Annotated in this window: 14 protein-coding genes; 2 read left to right on the top strand and 12 right to left on the bottom strand. The window is 66.4% G+C overall.

The window, feature by feature from the left end:
• The first annotated feature begins 229 nt into the window (after positions 1-229).
• A complete protein-coding gene (locus ASE31_RS26955; protein ID WP_057205637.1) occupies positions 230-2,458 on the top strand; it encodes an EAL domain-containing protein in 2,229 nt (742 codons plus the stop codon).
• Positions 2,459-2,533: 75 nt separating this feature from the next.
• Here ASE31_RS26955 and ASE31_RS26950 read toward each other — a convergent pair whose 3' ends face one another.
• The 4 genes from ASE31_RS26950 to carA form a co-directional block, all read right to left on the bottom strand.
• Positions 2,534-3,499: a helix-turn-helix domain-containing protein gene (locus ASE31_RS26950; RefSeq protein ID WP_057205635.1), complete on the bottom strand. Its 966-nt coding sequence runs from the start codon at positions 3,497-3,499 to the stop codon at positions 2,534-2,536.
• Positions 3,500-3,631: 132 nt separating this feature from the next.
• On the bottom strand, positions 3,632-6,880 hold the full coding sequence (gene carB, locus ASE31_RS26945) for a carbamoyl-phosphate synthase large subunit (protein WP_057205633.1): 3,249 nt from the start codon (positions 6,878-6,880) through the stop codon (positions 3,632-3,634).
• Between the two features lie 10 nt (positions 6,881-6,890).
• Positions 6,891-7,307: a hypothetical protein gene (locus tag ASE31_RS26940; protein ID WP_057205632.1), complete on the bottom strand. Its 417-nt coding sequence runs from the start codon at positions 7,305-7,307 to the stop codon at positions 6,891-6,893.
• Positions 7,308-7,328: 21 nt separating this feature from the next.
• Complete coding sequence (carA, locus tag ASE31_RS26935; protein ID WP_057205631.1) at positions 7,329-8,501, bottom strand: glutamine-hydrolyzing carbamoyl-phosphate synthase small subunit; 1,173 nt, start codon at positions 8,499-8,501, stop codon at positions 7,329-7,331.
• Positions 8,502-8,946: 445 nt separating this feature from the next.
• Here carA and ASE31_RS26930 point away from each other — a divergent pair, with 445 nt between their 5' ends.
• The gene (locus tag ASE31_RS26930) at positions 8,947-9,753 is read left to right on the top strand and encodes a hypothetical protein (RefSeq protein WP_057205629.1); all 807 of its coding nucleotides are present in this window, start codon (positions 8,947-8,949) and stop codon (positions 9,751-9,753) included.
• 30 nt (positions 9,754-9,783) lie between these two features.
• Here ASE31_RS26930 and ASE31_RS26925 read toward each other — a convergent pair whose 3' ends face one another.
• The 8 genes from ASE31_RS26925 to bamA are packed head-to-tail and all read right to left on the bottom strand — an operon-like array spanning position 9,784 to position 17,529.
• Positions 9,784-10,575 (bottom strand): RNA methyltransferase, encoded by a 792-nt coding sequence (locus tag ASE31_RS26925; RefSeq protein WP_057205627.1) that lies wholly within the window; start codon positions 10,573-10,575, stop codon positions 9,784-9,786.
• A 22-nt stretch (positions 10,576-10,597) separates the two neighbouring features.
• Complete coding sequence (gene rnhB / locus ASE31_RS26920) at positions 10,598-11,272, bottom strand: ribonuclease HII (protein WP_057205625.1); 675 nt, start codon at positions 11,270-11,272, stop codon at positions 10,598-10,600.
• Positions 11,232-12,401 carry a lipid-A-disaccharide synthase gene (gene lpxB, locus ASE31_RS26915; protein ID WP_057206197.1) on the bottom strand — a complete coding sequence of 390 codons (1,170 nt, stop codon included), beginning with the start codon at positions 12,399-12,401 and terminating at the stop codon, positions 11,232-11,234. The genes rnhB and lpxB overlap by 41 nt, the downstream gene beginning before the upstream one ends.
• 26 nt (positions 12,402-12,427) lie before the next feature.
• Entirely contained in the window at positions 12,428-13,225 is a 798-nt protein-coding gene (gene lpxA, locus ASE31_RS26910) for an acyl-ACP--UDP-N-acetylglucosamine O-acyltransferase (protein ID WP_057205623.1), read from the bottom strand.
• A gap of 14 nt (positions 13,226-13,239) precedes the next feature.
• Positions 13,240-13,680 (bottom strand): 3-hydroxyacyl-ACP dehydratase FabZ, encoded by a 441-nt coding sequence (gene fabZ, locus ASE31_RS26905; protein WP_057205621.1) that lies wholly within the window; start codon positions 13,678-13,680, stop codon positions 13,240-13,242.
• Between the two features lie 16 nt (positions 13,681-13,696).
• Positions 13,697-14,677, bottom strand: coding sequence for a UDP-3-O-(3-hydroxymyristoyl)glucosamine N-acyltransferase (lpxD, locus tag ASE31_RS26900; RefSeq protein ID WP_057205619.1), 981 nt, complete (start codon positions 14,675-14,677; stop codon positions 13,697-13,699).
• A gap of 30 nt (positions 14,678-14,707) precedes the next feature.
• Positions 14,708-15,232 carry an OmpH family outer membrane protein gene (locus ASE31_RS26895; protein ID WP_057205617.1) on the bottom strand — a complete coding sequence of 175 codons (525 nt, stop codon included), beginning with the start codon at positions 15,230-15,232 and terminating at the stop codon, positions 14,708-14,710.
• The gene (gene bamA / locus ASE31_RS26890) at positions 15,232-17,529 is read right to left on the bottom strand and encodes an outer membrane protein assembly factor BamA (RefSeq protein ID WP_057205615.1); all 2,298 of its coding nucleotides are present in this window, start codon (positions 17,527-17,529) and stop codon (positions 15,232-15,234) included. The genes ASE31_RS26895 and bamA overlap by 1 nt, the downstream gene beginning before the upstream one ends.
• Positions 17,530-17,574 lie beyond the last annotated feature (45 nt).

Below are 17,574 nucleotides of genomic sequence, written 5' to 3'. Positions count from 1 at the left end.
GTGGTGTGCTTCAATGCGATGGAGTTTGAAAGCCGCAGGTGACGCCTGCATGTCCGTGCGATGTCAACGCCGTGACAGAGGGGCACGGCATGCCGGTGGGTGCCCGAAGCCCCCCCCTTGCGGCACAGCCAGGGGCCGGTTACCGAGCGGTTACCGCTGTAAGCCTGGGCTGCTACACTTTGGAACATTTTTTTGGGGCATCGCGCCTCTCCCTCCGGGTCCGGCCGCCATGTCCTTGCTGTCCATTGCCCCAGAACGCCTGCCGTCTGGGGACTCTTCCGACGCGTCTTTGGAGCGCACGCTGCGCGAGCAGCAGATGCTGCTGGAGAGCGCGGGCGTGGGCATCGTGTTCATCCGCCAGCGCGTGGTGGTGCGCTGCAACCAGCGCTATGCCGAGATCTTCGGCTACGAGTCGGCGCAGCGCCTGGCGGGCCTGAGCAGCGAGGCCTTCTACCCCGACCGCGATGCCTTCCGTGCACTGGGGCGCGAAGCCTACCCCGTGCTTGCCAAGGGCCAGGCCTACCGCGTGGAACGCCAGATGCGCCGGCGCAACGGGCGGCTGTTCTGGGGCAGCCTCACGGGCCGGCTGATCAACCCGGCCGACACCAGCGAGGGGTCGATCTGGATCCTCGACGATATCGACGAGCACAAACAGGCCCAGGCCCTGCTGAGCGCTGCCGTGCGCGAAAAGCAGGTGCTGTTCGACCAGGCCATGGTGGGCATCGTGTTCCTGCGCGACCGGCACCTGACCCGCTGCAACCGCCACTTCGAGCACATGCTGGGCTATGGCCCCGGCGAACTGGCGGGCAGCCCGTCGCGCCGCTGGTATGCCAGCGACGAGGACTGGGAGGAAGTGGGCCACCGCTGCTACCCGGTGCTCGCGGCCGGCCAGTCGTACGAGGGCGAAGTGGTGCTGTGCCGCAGGGACGGCACACCGCTCACCTGCGAGGTGCGCGCCAAGTTCATCGACCCCGACGACCCGGACCAGGGATCGATCTGGATCACCATGGACATCTCCGAGCGCAAGCAGGCCCAGGAGGCGCTGGCACGCGTGCACGAGGAGCTGGAGCAGCAGGTCCAGGACCGCACGCGCGAACTGCGCGACACGGTGGACAACCTGCACCGCGAGATCAGCGACCGCAAGGCCGACCAGGACCGTATCTACTGGCTGGCCCACTACGACCCGCTGACCGGCCTGCCCAACCGCGCCCTGCTGTCCGAGCGGGCCCAGGAGGCCATCCGCGTGGCACAGGAGGGCCATACGCCGCTGGCGCTGATCTTCCTGGACCTGGACCATTTCAAGCACGTCAACGATTCGCTGGGCCACCGCGTAGGCGATGCCCTGCTGGTGGAGATCGCCAAGCGCCTGCGCGCCGTGGTGCGCGACAAGGACACCGTTTCGCGCCTGGGCGGCGACGAGTTCATCCTGCTGCTGCCGGGCGCCAACGCCCATGGCGCCGCGCGCGTGGCCGGCAAGCTGCAGGAGGCCTCGCGCCAGCACTACCAGATCGACCACCACGAGCTGACCATGGCGCCGTCCATGGGCATCGCCCTGTTCCCGCAGGACGGCAGCGATTTCGACACACTGACCCAGTCGGCCGACGTGGCCATGTACCGCGCCAAGCTCGACGGGCGCAACACCTTCCGCTTCTTCACGCCCGAGATGCAGGCCCAGTCGGTGCGCGCACTGCAGATCGAAAACGCCCTGCGCCGAGCGCTCGAGCGTGGTCAGCTGCACCTGCACTACCAGCCCCAGATCCACCTGGCCACGGGCCAGGTGCACAGCGTGGAGGCCCTGCTGCGCTGGGACCACCCGCAGATGGGCAGCATCACGCCCACCGAATTCATCCCCATCGCCGAGGACAGCGGCCAGATCCTGCAGATCGGCGAGTGGGTGCTGCGCACCGCGCTCACGCAGCTCAAGGACTGGCACGAGAACGGCTTTCCCGCGCTGACCATGGCGGTCAACCTGTCGGCCATCCAGTTCCGCCAGCCGCAGCTGCCCGAACTGGTGAGCCGCATCCTCACCATCTTCGAGCTGCCCCCCGACTGCCTGGAGCTGGAGCTGACCGAGGGCGTGGCGGTGGACGACCCGCATTCGGCCGTGGCCACCATGGACAGCCTGCATTCGCGCGGGGTGCGCATGTCCATGGACGACTTCGGCACCGGCTACTCATCCCTGAGCCAGCTCAAGCGCTTTCAGATCTTCAAGCTCAAGATCGACCAATCCTTCGTGCGCGACCTGGGCGATGACGGCAACGACCGCGCCATCGTCAGCGCCATCATCCGCATGGCCCAGGCCCTGGGCATGCGCACCACGGCCGAGGGTGTGGAGACACCGGAACAACTGGCCTTCCTGCGCGAGCAGGGCTGCGACGAGGCCCAGGGCTACCTGTTCAGCCGGCCGCTGCCGGCCGACGAGCTGGAACTCTTCCTGCGCCAGTACATGCCCGCGTGAGACGCCCCCTGCCGCGCTTTGGGGCAGGTCAGAATGAAGGGCGCAGACACTTGGCCGGGTGCAGGCAAGTCCGCATCAACCGCCACGCCGCCACTGCGCGGGCGGCACCCCCATGGCCTGCTGAAAAACGCGCGCAAAGTGCGATGCATCGGCAAAGCCGCAGCGCCGCCCGATCTCGGCCACCGCCACATGCGCCAGCTGGGGCCGGCGCAGCAGCTGCGCCGCGCGCACCAGGCGCAACTGGCGCAGCGTGCCCGCGAAGGTGCCGCCCTGCGCCGCAAACGCGCGGTGCAGCGTGCGCGGGGAGACGCCCGCCTCCTGCGCAAGGGCCTGGGCCGATACGCCGGGCTGGTCGACGCGCCCCCGCAGCAGTGCGCACAGGTGGGCATGCAGGCCCTGGCCCGCTGAGGCCGCCGGCGCCGCAGGCGGCTCCAGCGCAGCACACAGCAAGGCACCCAGGTGGTCCGACAGCAGCGCGGGCGGCAAGGCCTGGGCCGATGCCGGGTCGCGCGCAAGCTGCACGGCCAGGGCTCCGAGGCTCTGGCCCCAGCCCTGGTCGCGCCAGGCCACGCGGGGCCCTCGCACCTCGGGCTGGGCCAGCCATTGGCCCACCCAGGCGCGCGGCAGCTGCAGCGAGACGCAGTTCACCCCTTCGGAAAAGTGCAGCTCGTAAGGCCGGGCCGAGTCCACCAGCACCATGTCGCCCGGGCGCAGGTGGGCCACCTGTCCGTCCTGGCGCACATGCCACGCGCTCTCGGCCTGGGCGATCAGGTAGAACGGCAGGTTGCGGCTGCGTGCAATGCCCGCTGGCGTGCGGTACACGTCCTGCGTGGAGGCGCGTACCTGGTTGACCGACAGGGCCTGCACCGCCAGGCTCTGCAGCACCCCGCCAAACACAGGGGCCTCGCGCGAGCTGCAGTCCATCTCCAGAAAGGCTTCGCAGATGGCGCCCACCCAGTAGTCCAGGCGCGCTGCGGGCGCGACCCCATCGGTCGTCCACTGGCGCAAGGGCGACGGGGCAGGAGCATGGACTGCGGGCATGGCGCCAATCTAACGGCAAGCGCCACGGGCAGGCAACAGGGCTTGCCCGCCCCCGCTGCGCCATGAAAAAAGCCCCGTGGAGGCAGCCAGGGCTGCGCTCCACGGGGCCTTGGGGCCGTTGCCGGCGCCGGATCAGGCGGCAGCCAACTGCGCGTGCAGCTCCTGCACCGAGTACACGTCCAGGTTGTCCAGGTACTTCATGCCTTCCACGGCCGCTTCGGCGCCGAAGATGGTGGTGAAGGTGGTCACCCGGGCCAGCAGCGACGAGGTGCGGATGGCGCGTGAATCGGCGATCGCGTTGCGGCGCTCTTCCACGGTGTTGATGACCATCACGATCTCGTTGTTCTTGATCATGTCCACGATGTGCGGGCGGCCTTCGGTCACCTTGTTGACCACCTTGACCGGCACGCCGGCCGCTTCGATGGCGGCTGCCGTGCCCTTGGTGGCCACGAGCTCGAAGCCCAGGGCCACGAGCTGGCGCGCGATGTCCACGGCGCGCGGCTTGTCGGCATTCTTCACGGTGAGGAACACCTTGCCCGAGGTGGGCAGCTTGGTGCCCGCGCCGAGCTGGCTCTTCACGAAGGCTTCGCCGAAGGTCTTGCCCACGCCCATGACTTCGCCGGTGGACTTCATCTCGGGGCCGAGGATGGTGTCCACGCCGGGGAACTTCACGAAGGGGAACACGGCCTCCTTCACGCTGAAGTACGGCGGCGTCACTTCCTTGGTGATGCCCTGCGAGGCCAGCGTCTGGCCGGCCATGCAGCGCGCGGCCACCTTGGCAAGCTGGATGCCCGTGGCCTTGCTCACGAAGGGCACCGTGCGCGAGGCGCGCGGGTTCACTTCGAGCACATAGATCACGTCCTTGCCGTCGACTTCCTGGATGGCGAACTGCACGTTCATCAGGCCCACCACGCTCAGGCCTTCGGCCATGGCGGCGGTCTGGCGCTTGATCTCGTCGATGGTCGGCTGCGACAGGTAGTACGGGGGCAGCGAGCAAGCGGAGTCGCCGCTGTGCACGCCGGCCTGCTCGATGTGTTCCATCACGCCGCCGATGAAGGTGACGCCTGCGGAGTCGCGCACGCAGTCCACGTCGCACTCGATGGCGTTGCTCAGGAAGCGGTCGAGCAGCACGGGCGAGTCGTTGCTCACCTTGACGGCTTCGCGCATGTAGCGCTCCAGGTCGCGCTGCTCGTGCACGATTTCCATCGCACGGCCACCCAGCACGTAGCTGGGGCGCACCACCAGGGGGTAGCCCAGGGCGGCAGCCTTTTCCAGGGCCTCGGGTTCGGTGCGGGCCGTGGCGTTGGGCGGCTGGCGCAGGCCCAGTTGACCCAACAGCTTCTGGAAGCGCTCGCGGTCTTCGGCAGCATCGATCATGTCGGGGCTGGTGCCGATGATCGGCACGCCTTCGGCTTCGAGGCCCAGGGCCAGCTTCAGGGGCGTCTGGCCGCCGTACTGCACGATCACGCCGACCGGCTTTTCCTTGTCCACGATCTCCAGCACGTCTTCGAGCGTCACGGGTTCGAAGTACAGGCGGTCGGAGGTGTCGTAGTCGGTGGAGACAGTCTCGGGATTGCAGTTGACCATGATGGTCTCGTAGCCGTCCTCGCGCATCGCCAGCGCCGCGTGCACGCAGCAGTAGTCGAACTCGATGCCCTGACCGATGCGGTTGGGGCCGCCGCCGAGCACCATGATCTTCTTGTTGTTCGTCGGCTCGGCTTCGCACTCGTCCTCGTACGTGGAGTACAGGTAGGCGGTGTTGGTGGCGAACTCGGCGGCGCAGGTGTCCACGCGCTTGTACACGGGGCGCACATTGAGCGCACGGCGCGCTTCGCGCACGGCCTTCTCGGTGGTCTTGAGCAGCTTGGCCAGGCGGCGGTCGGAGAAGCCCTTTTGCTTGAGCGTGCGCAGCGTGGGCGCGTCCAGCGCGGCCAGGGCGCCCTCGCCCTTTTCTGCGGCCAGCTTGTCGATGTCGAGTTCGATCTTCACGATCTGCTCGATCTGCACCAGGAACCAGCGGTCGATCTTGGTCAGCTCGAACACCTCGTCGACCGACAGGCCCATGGCGAAGGCATCGCCCACGTACCAGATGCGCTCGGGGCCGGGCTCGCCCAGTTCCTTTTCGAGCACTTCACGGTCCTGGGTCTTCTCGTTCATGCCGTCCACGCCCACTTCCAGGCCGCGCAGGGCTTTCTGGAAGGATTCCTGGAAGGTGCGGCCCATGGCCATGACCTCGCCCACGGACTTCATCTGCGTGGTCAGGCGGCTGTCGGCGGTCGGGAACTTCTCGAACGCGAAGCGCGGGATCTTGGTGACCACGTAGTCGATGGACGGTTCGAACGAGGCCGGCGTGACGCCGCCCGTGATCTCGTTGCGCAGCTCGTCGAGCGTGTAGCCCACGGCCAGCTTGGCAGCGACCTTGGCGATGGGGAAACCCGTGGCCTTGGAGGCCAGTGCCGAGGAGCGCGAAACGCGCGGGTTCATCTCGATCACGACCATGCGGCCGTCCTGGGGGTTGATCGAGAACTGCACGTTGGAGCCGCCCGTATCCACACCGATCTCGCGCAGCACCGCCAGCGAGGCGTTGCGCATGATCTGGTATTCCTTGTCGGTCAGCGTCTGCGCCGGTGCCACGGTGATCGAGTCGCCGGTGTGCACACCCATCGGGTCCAGGTTCTCGATGGAGCAGATGATGATGCAGTTGTCCGCCTTGTCGCGAACCACTTCCATCTCGTACTCTTTCCAGCCGAGCAGCGACTCTTCGATCAAGAGCTCGTTGGTGGGCGAGGCTTCCAGGCCGCGCTTGCAGATGGTCTCGAACTCTTCGGGGTTGTAGGCAATGCCGCCGCCCGTGCCGCCCAGCGTGAAGCTGGGGCGGATCACGGTGGGGAAGCCCACCTGCTTTTGCACGCCCCAGGCCTCTTCCATGCTGTGGGCGATGCCCGAGCGCGCCGAGCCCAGGCCGATCTTGGTCATCGCGTCCTTGAACTTCAGGCGGTCTTCGGCCTTGTCGATGGCCTCGGGCGTGGCGCCGATGAGCTCGACCTTGTACTTGTCGAGCACGCCATGGTGCCACAGGTCCAGGGCGCAGTTGAGCGCCGTCTGGCCACCCATGGTCGGCAGGATGGCGTCGGGGCGCTCCTTGGCGATGATCTTCTCGACCGTCTGCCAGGTGATGGGCTCGATGTAGGTCACGTCGGCCGTGGCCGGGTCGGTCATGATCGTCGCGGGGTTGCTGTTGATCAGGATGACCTTGTAGCCCTCTTCGCGCAGGGCCTTGCAGGCCTGCACGCCGGAGTAGTCGAACTCGCAGGCCTGGCCGATGATGATCGGGCCAGCGCCGATGATGAGAATGCTTTTGATGTCTGTACGTTTTGGCATGTTGCGTCGATCAGTCGATCGTGGGTTCGGCTGCCTGGGGGCTGGTGGGCGCAGTGGCGGGGGCTGCGGCGTCGCGCCGCACCTTCAGCCTGGCGATGAGCGCCTGCGCGCGCTCGGGCGGCAGGTTCTTCTGCATCAGCTGCAGCAGGCCATCGCCCTGCACCAGGGGAAGCAGCACTTCGGTCTCTGCGTCATAAAACGTCACGTCCCACTCGGCCATGGCTTCGGCGAAGGTTTCGTCGTCCCAGGTCTTGCCCTTGGCCACCAGCGTGACCAGCGGCATGGCCTTGTTCTCGACGAAGGCCTTCTTGTAGGGCTTTTGCGACCAGCGTTCGGTAAACCATTCGCGGTGCGGCGACGGCAGGGTCAGCACACGCTTGTGGATGGCTTTTTCGAGCGAGGCGGCGGGGAAGCTGAAGAGTTTCATGGCGCGATTCCTTCGTTGTGCTTACTGGGTGCGCGCGCTGCGCATCGCGTCGGTGAAGCGGTCGAACAGGTAGGCGATGTCGTGCGGGCCGGGCGATGCCTCGGGGTGGCCCTGGAAGCAGAACGCCGGCTTGTCCTTGTGCACCAGGCCCTGCAGCGTGCCGTCGAACAGGCTGACGTGCGTGGCGCGCAGGTTGGCGGGCAGCGAATCCATCTCCACCGCAAAACCGTGGTTCTGGCTGGTGATGCTCACGCGGCCCGTATCCAGGTCCTTCACGGGGTGGTTGGCACCGTGGTGGCTGTGCGTCATCTTGAAGGTCTTGGCGCCAGCGGCCAGGGCCATGATCTGGTGGCCCAGGCAGATGCCGAAAGTGGGCATACCGCTTTCGACGATAGTGCGCGTGGCCTCGATGGCGTAGTCGCAAGGCTGCGGGTCGCCAGGGCCGTTGGAGAGGAACACGCCATCGGGCTTCATGGCCAGCACGTCGGCTGCGGGCGTCTGCGCCGGCACCACGGTGACCTTGCAGCCGCGCTGCGCGAGCATGCGCAGGATGTTCTTCTTCACGCCGTAGTCGTAGGCCACCACATGGAACTGCGGTGCATCGAGCGTGCCGTAGCCCTTGCCCAGCACCCATTCGGTCTCGGTCCACTCGTAGGCAGCCTGGGTCGACACCACCTTGGCCAGGTCCAGCCCGGCCATGTTGGGGGCGGCCTTGGCGGCGGCCAGGGCCTGGTCGATCAGCGCCTGCGTCACCTCCTGGCCTTCGGCCAGGCCGACAATGGCGCCGTTCTGGGCGCCCTTTTCGCGCAGCAGGCGGGTGAGCTTGCGGGTGTCGATGTTGGAGATGGCGACGGTGCGCTCGCGCACGAGGTACTGGGACAGCGTCTCGGTGGAGCGGAAGTTGCTGGCAATGAGCGGCAGATCCTTGATGATCAGGCCTGCGGCATGGACCTTGTCGGCTTCGATATCCTCGGGGCTGACGCCGTAGTTGCCGATGTGCGGATACGTCAGGGTGACGATCTGCTGGCAGTAGCTCGGGTCGGTAAGGATTTCCTGGTAGCCGGTGATGGAGGTGTTGAACACCACTTCGCCGACGGTGGTGCCGGTGGCACCGATCGAATTGCCGATAAAGACCGTGCCGTCTGCGAGCGCCAGGATGGCGGGCGGGAAGGTTCCCTTGAGAGACAAAAGCACTGGGTTCTCCGAATGGTTACGGTCGCCCGGAGTCGCAGGAAGTGATCCTGGGACTGCTGTTTGTGGGAGGTTTGCTTTGAGTGCGGCCGGGCGACGTGTTTGCGGGAAAGCCTCCAATTGTAGCCTGAGAGGCCCATCTTTCCGTGCCAGCCCGGTACATTCCCCTCCACTGCCGCTGCTGAAGTGCTCCGCGGCCACGGCGGCACGGCGGCGTGCCCTTTCTCGTTCGCTATTGTTTGTATAGCAAACTTGATTGTAACAAGCAGCGACGATTCCAGCGCCTTGTGACAGAGCAGGACCCGCCTCGGACTGCTACCACCCCACCGCCGCGGCGCAACCGAGAAGCTTTTCACGAACCGACACAACTTCGCGCCGCAGCAGGCAGGACCGGCCAGGGCCCTCCGATAGACTTTGCCGCACCGTAGACACCACAAAGAGAGATGGGATGACCAAGAAGACCTCGATTGCATGGGCATGCGCACTGTTGTCCACCCTGGCCGGCGCGCAGGACCTGGCGGCCTACCCGCAAGTATTCTCGGGCCCGCAAGGTCTGGAGGTGGTGCTGGCACCGACCACGGACGGCAAGGCCGCGCTGATGCGCGTGAGCGGCTTCAACAGCCCCATCGACAAGGTGATCTTCCTGGGCAAGCAGGAGCAGCGCGGTAGCGGCACCGAGGCCTATGTGACCACGCTCGATGGCCGGGACTGGGGCTTGGTGCAGAAGCAGACCAACCGCTACGGCAGTGGCGAGCGCTATGTCACCTACCTGCCGGGCCGCCAGGGCGCGGTGGACCTGTCGTTCGACGAGAAGAAGAGCAAGGCCTTGAACGTAGCCGAGCTCAAGAGCGCCTATGCGCGCCAGCAAAAGGACGGCGTGCAGGAAAAGCTGGCCCGCTTCGACCGCGACAAACACCTGGCGTCGGCACAGACGGACCTGGCCAGCACCGACACCTCGGCCAGCTCCGCCTGCGGCAGCCCAATGAAGACGGCGGTGGACTGGAAGTCCATCGACGACGACAAGCTCAAGAAGCTCAGCATCGCCAGTTTCTGCGGAGAGGTAGCTTCGCAGATGGACAGCATGTGCAAGAGCAATGCGAGCTTCAAGGCCAAGGCCGCGTCGCTGGGCCAGATCCAGTGCCAGTTCGGCGCCGAGATGAAGTTGCGCGTGGAAGGTCAGAAGCTGGTGTTCACCACCCACCAGGATGCTTCCAACCAGGGTGACTTCATCCAGCAGTTTCTGCGGAACCAGTAATTCACGGCTTTGGCCTTGCGAGGCGGTGGTTCAGCGCCCCGCCTGCAGCGCACACTGCGCCGCACTCGCATGCAGGCAGATGGCAGCGGCCGCGCCCACATTGAGCGACTCCTCCCCGCCCGGCTGGGCGATGCGGATGTGCTGGCTGGCGCGCTCCTGCAGCACGGTGCTCACGCCCTGCCCTTCGTGCCCCATGACCCAGGCGCAGGGCCAGGGCAGATCGGCGCGGTGCAGGTAGTCGCCCTGGTGCGAGCTGGTGACCAGCATCGGCAGATCCAGGTCGGCAAGGTCCTCGGGCGCGAGGCCCTCGACCAGGTCGAGCGCAAAATGCGCGCCCATGCCCGCACGCAGAACCTTGGGCGACCACAGCGCAGCACTGCCCTTGAGCGCCAGCACCTGCCTAAATCCGAAGGCCGAGGCACTGCGCAAAATGGAGCCGACGTTGCCCGCATCCTGCACGCGATCGAGCACCACGGCAGCCACGCCGGGCCGGGGTTCCCGGCCCTCGGGCAGGTCGAGCACGAAGCCCATCTTTGCCGGCGACTCCAGCCCGCTGATGTCGGCAAACAGTGCGTCGGCCAACACAACCACCTTGGGCGCGGCCTTACCCCATTCGGGCTGGGCCGTGGGCCACAGCGATTCGGCGAACACCGCCACGGCCGGCGCCACGCCGCGCTCCAGCGCCGCACGGCACAGGTGGTCGCCTTCGAGCCAGACGCGGCCCTGCTTGCGGTAGGCGCCATTGTCCTGCGCCAGGCGGCGCAGGTCCTTGACCCAGGCGTTGTCGCGCGAATGGATGGCAGTCACGGAAGAAGAGGTCATGGAACGGCAGTGCCGCAGCGCGTCACGCGCCGATGCCCTGGGAAACGGAGAGGGATGATGAGGAGGACTGCACCAGCACCTGGGCCACCGGGGCAAACGAGCGCCGGTGGTGGATGCAGGCGCCATGGGCACGCAGGGCTTGCATGTGCACCACGGTGCCGTAGCCCTTGTGGGCCGAGAAGCCGTAGTGCGGAAAATGCTCGTGCACCTCGTTGCACCAGCGGTCGCGGTGGACCTTGGCAAGGATGGAGGCGGCCGAGATGGACTTCACCAGCGAATCGCCCTTGACGATGGCCTCGGACGGCACATCGAGCCGGGGCAACTGGTTGCCGTCCACCAGCACGCGCACGGGCTTGAGGCGCAGGCCCATCACGGCTCGGCGCATGGCCAGCAGCGTGGCCTGCAGGATGTTCAGCTGGTCTATCTCTTCCACGCTGGCCTCGGCGATGGCAAAGCACAGCGCCTTGGCACGGATCTCGTCGAACAGGGCCTCGCGGCGCAGCGCGGTGAGCTTCTTGGAATCGTCCAGCCCGGCGATGGGGCGCAGGTCGTCGAGGATCACGGCGGCTGCCACCACAGGCCCGGCCAGCGGGCCACGGCCGGCTTCGTCCACGCCGGCCACCAGGCCGGGCGGATGCCAGTCCAGGCTCACCTGTTCAAACAGCAGCGGTGGTGGCAAGGATTTTCTCGATCGCATCGGCAGCCAGTTGGGAAGTGTCGCGCCGCAGGCTCGCGTGCAGCGCGGAAAAACGCTGTTCCAAAGCGGTGATGGTAGCGGGATGCTGCACTTTTGCGTCAAACCATTGCAAGGTGGCGTCGCACAGCGCCTGCGGCGTGGCCGCGCCCTGGATCAGCTCGGGCACCAAGAATTCGCCGCACAGGATGTTCGGCAGCCCCACCCAGGGCTGCAGCTGCTTGCGCTTCATGAGCCACCAGCTCAAGGGGTGCATGTGGTAGCCAATGACCATGGGGCGCTTGAACAGCGCTGCCTCCAGCGTGGCCGTGCCGCTGGCGATCAGCGTCACATCGCAGGCGGCCAGCACGGTGTGCGACTGGCCAGTGACGATCTGCAGCACATCGGCCACGCTGTGTGCACGCGCAGCCTCTTCGATGCGCGGTTGCAGCGCGGGCACGGCAGGCACCACCATGCGCAGGTTCGGGCGCGCCTTGCGCAGCAAGGCGGCCGCCGCGAAGAACGCGGGTGCGATGTACTGCACCTCGGCAGAGCGGCTGCCGGGCAGGATGGCCAGCACCTCGTCGGCATCCGACAGGCCCAGGCGAGCGCGCGCAGCACGGCGGTCGGGCACCTCGGGGATCACGCTGGCCAGGGGGTGGCCGACGTAGGTGGCGGCAATGCCGTTCTTGGCAAGCAACTCCGGCTCGAACGGGAAGATGCACAGCACATGGCCCGCACTTCTGCGGATCTTCTCGATCCGGTCGGCGCGCCAGGCCCAGATGGAGGGGCACACGAAGTGCACGGTGGGAATGCCGGCAGCACGCAGGTCCGCCTCCAGCGCCAGGTTGAAGTCGGGCGCATCCACGCCGATGAAGATGTCGGGCCGGTCCGCCAGCAGGCGGGTGCGCAGCGCTTTGCGGATGCCCAGCAGCTCGCGCAGGCGGCGCAGCACCTCCATGCTGTAGCCGTGCACGGCCAGCTTGTCGCTGGGCCACCAGGCCGCAAAGCCGCGTTTGGCCATCTGCGGCCCGCCGATGCCGTGTGCCGTGGCGGCAGGCCAGCGGGCCTGCACACCGTCGAGCAGCAGGCCGGCCAGCAGGTCGCCTGAGGCCTCGCCTGCGACCATCGCCACGCGGGGCGCCTTGTCCATCATTCGGCAGTCTCTTGGGTGAGGGATCAGCGCGCGATGCCGTGGGCGGCGCTGTCGAGGAAAGCATCCATCAGCGCCACGTCACCGGCCGCCTCGGGCATGTCACCAGGCAGGGCAAGAATCTGCTTGCGTGCTTCGTCCAGGGTCAGCCCCTGGCGGTACAGCAGCTTGTGCATCTCGCGGATGGCGGCAATGCGCTGGGCCGAAAAATCGCGCCGGCGCAAGCCCACCAGGTTCACGCCGCGCACGGCCAGGGGGTTGCCGTCCACCACCATGTAGGGTGGCACATCCTTGCTGACGTGGCTGGAGAAACCGACCATGGTGTGCGCGCCGATGCGCATGCGCTGCAGCACGCCCGTGAGGCCGCCCACGGTGGCCCAGTCGCCCACCTCCACGTGGCCGGCCAGCGTGGTGTTGTTGGCCAGGGTGGTCTGGTGGCCAATGGCACAGTCGTGCGCCACATGCACATAGGCCATGATCCAGTTGTCGTCGCCCACCGTGGTCTCGCCGCGGTCCTGCACCGTGCCGGTGTTCAGCGTGCAGAACTCGCGGATGGTGTTGCGGCTGCCGATCACCAGGCGCGTGGCTTCGCCAGCGTACTTCTTGTCCTGCGGGGCCGCGCCCAGCGAGGCGAACTGGAAGATGCGGTTGTCCTGCCCGATGGTGGTGTGGCCCTCGATGACGCAGTGCGCGCCCACCGTGGTGCCGGCACCGATCACCACGTTCGGGCCAACCACGGCATAAGGGCCCACCTGCACCGACGGGGCCAGGCGGGCGCCGTCGGCGACAACGGCGGTGGGATGGATATTGCTCACGTTCGACAACCGGCGGAAAGAGGTCAGTTGACGCTGCGCATGGTGCACATGAGTTCGGCCTCGCAGGCCACTTCTTCACCCACGCTGGCCACGCCCTTGAACTTCCAGATGCCGCCGCGCACGCGGTCGATGGTGATCGACAGGATGAGCTGGTCGCCAGGCTCCACGGGGCGCTTGAAGCGCGCGCCATCGATGCCCACGAAGTAGTAGATGTTGTTCTCATCGGGCACCTTGCCCATGGCGTCGAACGCTAGCAGCCCGGCGGCCTGGGCCAGGGCTTCGAGGATCAGCACGCCGGGCATCACGGGACGCCCCGGGAAGTGCCCCATGAAGTATGGCTCGTTGAAGGTGACGTTCTTGATCGCCTTGATGCGGGTGTTGCTCTCCAGCTCCAGCACCTTGTCCACCAGCAGGAACGGGTAGCGGTGCGGCAGTTGCTTGAGAATCGCGTGAATATCCATCATCGAGTTGTTCTTCCGTTCATGCTGCCTTGAGAGCCTGCTCGAGCGCCTTGATGCGATCGCGCAAGCTGTGCAGTTGTTTCAGTGTTGCAGCGTTTTTTTCCCACCGCGCATTGTCGTCGATGGGGAACATGCCGGTGTACTGGCCCGGTTGCGTCAGCGAGCGGGTGACCACCGTGGCCGCTGATATGTGCACATTGTCCGCCAACGTAAGGTGGCCCAGGACAATGGCACCGCCACCCACGGTGCAGTGCGCGCCGATGGTCGCGCTGCCGGCCACGCCGACGCAGCCGGCCATGGCCGAGTGCTTGCCGATGCGCACGTTGTGGCCGATCTGGATCAGGTTGTCGAGCTTGACGCCGTCCCCGATGACGGTGTCGTCCAGCGCCCCGCGATCAATGCAGGTATTGGCCCCGATCTCCACATCGTCACCGATGCGCACCGCTCCCAGTTGCTCGATCTTGACCCACTGGCCCTTCTCGGGCGCAAAGCCGAAGCCGTCGGCACCGATCACCACACCCGCATGGACGATGCAGCGCTCGCCGATGCGGCAGTCCTCACCGACCGTGACGCGGGACTTGAGCACCGTGCCCGCACCGATGTGCGCACCCCGTTCGACCACGCACAGCGGGCCGATGGTGGCGCTGGGATGCACCCGCGCCGACGCATCGACCACGGCGCTGGCATGCACACCGCCCGGCCCTGCGGGTGCCGTGTGCTGGCGCCACAGCTGCGTGGCGCGGGCGAAGTAGACATAGGGGTTGTCCGCCACGATGCAGGCGCCGCGTGCCACGGCAGCCTCGCGCATGGCAGGCGCCACAATGACACAGGCCGCCCGGGAGGCGGCCAGTTGCTGCTGGTAGCGGGGGTTGCTCAGGAAACTGAGGTCGCCCGGCCCCGCAACCTCCAGGGGCGCGATGCGGGAGATGGGGGTGTCACCCGTCCCTCCCTCCAGCGAGCCACCCAGCGCATCGACGATGTGCCTGAGAAGCAAGCTCACGCGCCACCTGCCGGGTTGCGCTGCCGGTGCTTACTTGGCGGCAGGCGCGGCATTGAGCGCCTTGATCACCTTGTCGGTGATGTCGTGCTTGGGGTTGATGTACGCGGCTTCCTGCAGGATCACGTCGTACTTCTCGGCCTCGGCCACCTGCTTGACGACCTTGTTGGCACGGTCCACGACGGCGGCGAGTTCTTCGTTGCGGCGGGCGCTCAGGTCTTCCTGGAACTCCCGGCGCTTGCGCTGGAAGTCACGGTCCTGGTCCACCAGCTGGCGCTGGCGGGTATTGCGCTGGCTTTCGGCCAGGGTCGGGGCTTCGCGTTCGAACTTCTCGGAGGCGGTCTTCAGGGAGTTGCCCATGTCCACCAGCTCTTTTTCGCGGCGAGCAAATTCCTGCTCGAGCTTGGCCTGGGACGCCTTGGAGGTGTTGGCTTCGCGGAAGATGCGGTCGATGTTGACCAGGCCAGCCTTGAACGATTCTTGCGCCTGTACGGGCGCGCCCATGGCAAACGTGCCGAACAGCAGGGCCAAGGCGAAATGGCGGGAAAGGGATTTCATTAGAAAGACGTTCCAATCTGGAATTGCAGTTTCTGGATTCTATCGCCAGCAAACTTGCGTACCGGTTGTGCAAAGGCCAGGCGCAGCGGGCCCAGCGGGGAAATCCAGCTCAGGCCCAGCCCCACGGAGGCTCGCATGTCGCTGGCGGTTACTTTTTCATGCTCGCCATACACATTGCCTACATCCATGAAGGTGAAGACGCGCAGCGTACGGTCGTTGCCCGCACCCGGGAAGGGTGCGATCAGCTCGGCATTGAGGGTGACCTTCTTCGGGCCACCCAGGGAGGAGCCCGTCACGTCGCGCGGGCCCAGGGTGCCCTGGTCGAAACCACGCACCGAACCCAGGCCACCCGAGTAGAAGTTCTTGAACACCGGGAACGGCCGGCCGTTCATGCCCTTGCCGATGCCCAACTCGCCGTTGAAGGCCAGCGTGAAGCGCTTGTTGAGCGGCACGTACTGCTGGTACTGGTAGTTGGCGCGCACGTAGCGTGCATCGCCCGCCACCGACCACTCGGAGTTCACGCGCTGGTAGCGGCCCGAGTTGGGGGCCAGCGCGCTGTCGCGGTCATCGCGCGACCAGCCGATGGTCAGCGGAATCGAGGTGCTCTTGTAGCCGAAATTGTCGGCATAGGCCAGGTAGGTGGCCGGGATGTTGGTGCCGGGCTTGATGGTGGTCTGCTCCAGGCCACCACCGAAGAACACCGTGTCCGTCTCGCTGAAGGGCACGCCAAAGCGCATAGATCCACCGGTGGTCACCAGCTGGTAGTTGCCGCCCTGGTCCTCGTACGGCTTGTCGGTGCGGTAGTACAGGTCCACCGTGCGCGAGATGCCTTCATCGGTGAAGTACGGGTTGGTGGTGCTGAACACCAAGGTGCGGCGGTATTTGCTGGTATTGACGTCCACGCCCAGGTAGTTGCCCGAGCCGAAGAAGTTCTCCTGCTTGATGCCGAAGGACAGGGCCACCTTCTCGGCACTGGAGAAGCCCACGCCCATCTGCAGCGAACCCGTGGGCTTTTCGGCCACGTTGATCACCAGGTCCACCTGGTCGGGCGAGCCGGGCACTTCCTGCGTCTCGACGTTGACTTCGGTGAAGAAGCCCAGGCGGTCCACGCGGTCGCGCGACAGGCGGATGCGTTCGCCGTCGTACCAGGAGGCTTCGTACTGGCGGAACTCGCGGCGGATCACTTCGTCACGGGTGCGGTTGTTGCCGCTCACGTTGATGCGGCGCACATAGGCGCGGCGCGAAGGCTCCACCTGCAGCACCAGGGCCACGCGGTTGTTCTCGCGGTCGATCTCGGGCACGGCCTCCACGCGCGCAAAGGCAAAGCCGAAGCGACCGAAGTACTCGGAGAAGGCCTTGGTGGTTTCGGTCACCTGGTCAGCGTTGTAGGGCTCGCCTGCACGGATGGTGATCAGCGACTTGAACTCGTCCTCGCGCTCCAGGTAGTTGCCTTCGAGCTTGACGCCCGAGACCACGTAGCGCTCGCCTTCGAACACGTTCACGGTGATCGAGATGCCCTGCTTGTCCGGCGAGATGGCGACCTGCGTGGACTCCACACGGAACTCCAGGTAGCCGCGCTGCAGGTAGTAGGTGCGCAGGGTTTCCAGGTCGGCATTGAGCTTGGCGCGCGAGTAGCGGTCGGACTTGGTGTACCAGCTGAGCCAGCCACCCGTGTCCTGGTCGAACAGGCCCTTGAGCGTGGATTCGCTGAAGGCCTTGTTGCCCACCAGGCGCACTTCGTTGATGCGCGCGGGCTCGCCCTCGACCACCGAGAACGTGAGGTTCACGCGGTTGCGCTCGATGGGCGTCACCGTGGTCACGACTTCGGCGCCATACAGGCTCTTGTTGATGTACTGGCGCTTGAGCTCCTGCTCGGCGCGGTCGGTCAGCGCCTTGTCGTAGGGGCGGCCTTCGGTCAGGCCCACTTCGCGCATGCTCTTCTTGAGCGCATCCTTGTCGAACTCGCGGGTGCCCGCGAAATCCACGTCGGCAATGGTGGGGCGCTCTTCGACCACCACCACCAGCACGTTGCCCGAGGCTTCCAGGCGCACGTCCTTGAACAGGCCCAGGCCGAACAGCGCGCGGATGGCCGCAGCGCCCTTCTCGTCGTTGTAGTCATCGCCCACACGCAGGGGCATGGAGGCGAAGATGGTGCCGGGCTCCACGCGCTGCAGGCCCTCCACGCGGATGTCCTGCACCTTGAAGGGCTCCAGTGCCCACGCCGCGTTGGCGACAAAGACCATGGCTGCAATGGCCGATGCGGTACGCACGCCCAGGCGGTTGATTGGATTTTTCATGAATGAAGCTGGAGCCGCTCTTGCAAGGCAAGGGCGGAAAAATGG

This window comes from Acidovorax sp. Root217 (assembly GCF_001428645.1).
Lineage (GTDB): Bacteria > Pseudomonadota > Gammaproteobacteria > Burkholderiales > Burkholderiaceae_C > Acidovorax.
Note: the sequence above shows the minus strand (reverse complement) of the source record. Positions and strands in the feature narration are given on the sequence as shown.